A 3,289-nucleotide genomic window follows, 5' to 3' on the forward strand; every position below is an offset into this window, starting at 1 on the left:
AGCAGCAGGCGATGGCCAGGCCCGAGCCAAAGTCGCAGGCAGTGGGGGACGAGTAAACCAAGAAAGCCAATCACGCCGGTAAGCGCGACGCACAGCCCTACACCCAGCGAGGTAGCAACGACCACGCGGCGTTTTAAGCACGTTGCATCCAGGCCTGCCGCATGGGCGGTAGATTCGCCTAGCTGAAGTAGGTCAAGCTCACGAGCGCTGCGTATTAACAGCCATAGGGCAACAGCAATCAGGGCAAGGGCTACGGCGGTGGTGCGCCACAGAGCGTTGGTAAGCGTGCCCATTCCCCATAAGCTGAGCTGACGAAGTTGCTCGTCGCTGGCAATAAACGCCAGTACGCCGCCTCCAGCGCCTGCTAACGTGTTGATTGCTAAGCCTGCTAGTAGCAGTGACATGACGGCGGCACTGCCACCCCCTTGGCGCTTGGCAATGCCAAACACCACTAAGCAAACACTAAGCGCACCGAGAAAGCCCGCTGCAAACTGGCCATAGAGGCTACCGGCAGCGCTGTCCTGAAATAGCACAATCCAAAGTGCTACAAATAGCCCTGCACCACTGGCAAGGCCTAATAGCGTTGGGTCGGCCAATGGGTTTCTAAATAGCCCCTGCATGGCGGCACCACTGCCCGCCAGCATCGCCCCCACGGCAACCCCCAGGAGCAGGCGCGGTAGGCGTAGCTGCCACCACACTTGGACACTGAGCTCATCTGCGCTGCCATTAACGAGTGCCCAGGGCGACACACCTAACGCGCCTGAAGCAGCACCCCAGCCAAGGGCGATCAATAACGCCAGGGTAAGGCCACTTAACACCCGTGCTGTTCGACTAAGCGGTAACAAGGGACGATAACGATCATGGGAAGCGCTGGTGATCATCGGCTGACCTGCTCTGTGCCCAGCAGTGCTTCAATGTTCTGGCGCAAGGTAAATAGCTGCTCAGGCGTGCGAGGGCCAAAACCGAGCAGGGCCTGATCATCAATCACAATAAGCCGCTGTTCGCGTCCTGCGGGCGTTAAGCGCATACCCGGTAACTGCCATAGCGCATTTTCACCGCCCAGCGCGTCTAACCCCCGTTGGGACATAATCACCAGTGCGGGTGCTTCTTTTGCCAGCGCCTCTGCCGCAACGCTTTGATAGCCCGCCATATCGCCAAAAGCATTGTCGAGGCCAACGGCATTCAAGGCTATATGGGCGGCGGTGTCGCTGCCGGCAACCCGCGGTGTTAGGCCACTATGGTGAAGAATAAACATCGCACGCGTATCCGGCAGCGGGGGAAGAGCCGCCAAGCGCTCAAGCGTTGCGGTGAGTGAGGCTGCCAACTCGTCACCCCTTTGTTGGCGTTGCGTGTGCTGAGCCACCGTGCGGACTTTCTCGGCAATCGAGGAAAGGTCAGCAGGGGCATCAATCACATCAACCGTTACACCCACGGCCTCTAGCTGTTCCAACACTTCTTTCGGGCCGGAATGTCCCGCGGCTAACACACGGTCCGGCGCCACTGAGAGTACGCTTTCTGCCGACAGCTGGCGCAGATAGCCTACCGAGGGCAGTGCGGCCATTTCGGGCGGGTGGAGCACCGTATCATCGCGGGCAACGACCTCGATATCCGCGTCAAGCGCGGCGATGATTTCAGCGATATCGCCGCCCAGAATGACCCAGCGTTCGTTGGCTAGCGCCCCGCCAGTGGTTAGCCAGCCAATCAGTAGCGCGGCAAGCGAGTGGCGTGCGAAGCGTGTGACATTCATGCCACGGCCTCTTGGTTGCCGAGTTCATTCAGCAACTGCCGCCACTCGGGCCGCTCCACGCGACCTTCCTGGCGCTCAGCGTAAATTTGCAGCACCAAAGAACCCTCTGCATCAAAGGCTTCTACACTGGTGACGCCACCGTCGCGGTTAGGCTTGCTGACCTGCCACACTTGCTCAATGGCAGTGTCATTAAGGTGCAGCGTGAACTGCTCGCCAAACAGGTTCAGCCAGCCGCGGGCGCGCTGAGGTTCAGGTAGCGTGCCCGTGCGAATTTGCACACAGCCAGGACTGGCTACGAACAGCATCAGTGGCAGTGTGCGCTGACTGGCTTTGGTTAACAGATTTTCCAGGGCATCGACGGGCAGCGCGCGAGTATAACGGCCTTCCATTAGCTGGTTGGCTTCAATGCGCTCTAGATGGTGGCGCTGGAGCAGGGCGAAAAATTGGTGCACATCGCGCATCGCCGCCCATTCGCTGGCGAGTGTCGGCGCTTCAGGAAGAGCACGCTTTAAGCGGGGCACACTTTGGGTAAACGCGGGGGTATCTAGGGTGCCTAGAGCAGCTAATGCGCCCCATGGGCGGGGCAGCGGATTTTCCAGCGCAAAGCTTTTGTGAATGGCGCAGCCATGCTGATTGAAAATTTGCAGGCTCCAGCGCCACTGGCCTTGTTCACTCTCCGTTGGCAGGGGGGCATGAATAGGGTCGCGGATTAGGCAAGCCCAGTGCCAATGGGAATACAGCAACCGTAAATCTAGGCCACCTGGGTCAAGCAGCAAGCCGGTTTGCGGCCCACCGTCTAGGTCAGGGTAATCACCGGTTTGCTCAAGCACGGCTAAACGGGAGCGGGTGAGCGCTTTGACTCGGCCTAACAGGGGGAGGCGCGCCGCAAGGTCTTTCGGCGCGAGGGGCAGCGTCCATACGTCACGGCCTAAGCGCGCGGCCTGAAGTTCGCCTTCACTGATTGATAAGCGCTCGGCAATATCAATCGCTGGCAGGCGAGGCTGTGCTGCTCGTGCTGCGTCAAAGGCTTCAAGAATTGCGATCTGCTGGGACTCAATCATACGTCACCTCTAGGCTTAACATTGCAAGGAGTTACCACTGCCAGTTGAGGGTGGCGAACAGGCTACGTCCGTCGCCCAGACTGCCATCGGGCCGATACCATACTTTGTCGCCGAGGTTGGCGAGGCGCAGCGCGGTATCAATAGCGGGGGTGATTTGCCAAGCAAGGTGGATATCGTGCAGCCCATAGCCTGGCAGGCGTTCATCGTCGCCCTGTTTGTCGAACGCCTGAGCAAAGCGACTTTGCCAGCCGACCCGTACAGTGCCGTTATAAAGCGCAACGTCACTGCCCAGCGTCATTTCCAGAGGTGTTTGGCTACCCAGGGCCTCACCGCTGTCGCGATCTTTGCCGGATACCTCTGAAAGACCTACAAAGCTGGTCAGCAGCGGGAATGCGCTAGGTTGCCAAGTAAGTCGGGCGTCATAGCCCCATAGCTGAGCACGCTGCACGTTTACGGCCTGAGTCGTGCCCGCCATGATATC

4 protein-coding genes are annotated in these 3,289 nt (G+C 59.3%); all 4 read right to left on the reverse strand.

Going from position 1 to position 3,289, the window contains the following annotated elements; all coding sequences use genetic code 11:
* Nucleotides 1-881: FecCD family ABC transporter permease (locus INT22_RS05310; protein WP_226912430.1), on the reverse strand; the 881-nt coding region annotated here is incomplete at its 3' end.
* Nucleotides 878-1,747, reverse strand: coding sequence for a heme/hemin ABC transporter substrate-binding protein (locus INT22_RS05315; RefSeq protein ID WP_193059552.1), 870 nt, complete (start codon nt 1,745-1,747; stop codon nt 878-880). The genes INT22_RS05310 and INT22_RS05315, both read right to left, overlap by 4 nt.
* A complete protein-coding gene (locus tag INT22_RS05320; RefSeq protein WP_193059553.1) occupies nt 1,744-2,808 on the reverse strand; it encodes a ChuX/HutX family heme-like substrate-binding protein in 1,065 nt (354 codons plus the stop codon). Before INT22_RS05320 ends, INT22_RS05315 begins: the two co-directional genes overlap by 4 nt.
* A 31-nt stretch (nt 2,809-2,839) precedes the next feature.
* Nucleotides 2,840-3,289, reverse strand: a 450-nt coding sequence (locus tag INT22_RS05325; protein WP_193067833.1) for a TonB-dependent receptor domain-containing protein, incomplete at its 5' end; no start/stop codon positions are given.

Source organism: Halomonas sp. 3D7M (genome assembly GCF_014897885.1).
In the GTDB taxonomy this organism is placed as follows: domain Bacteria; phylum Pseudomonadota; class Gammaproteobacteria; order Pseudomonadales; family Halomonadaceae; genus Vreelandella.

Bases quoted from the DNA above. Each gene is read 5' to 3' on its own strand.
- INT22_RS05315 (WP_193059552.1), bottom strand. From the start codon at position 1,747: ATGAATGTCACACGCTTCGCACGCCACTCGCTTGCCGCGCTACTGATT.
- INT22_RS05320 (WP_193059553.1), bottom strand. From the start codon at position 2,808: ATGATTGAGTCCCAGCAGATCGCAATTCTTGAAGCCTTTGACGCAGCA.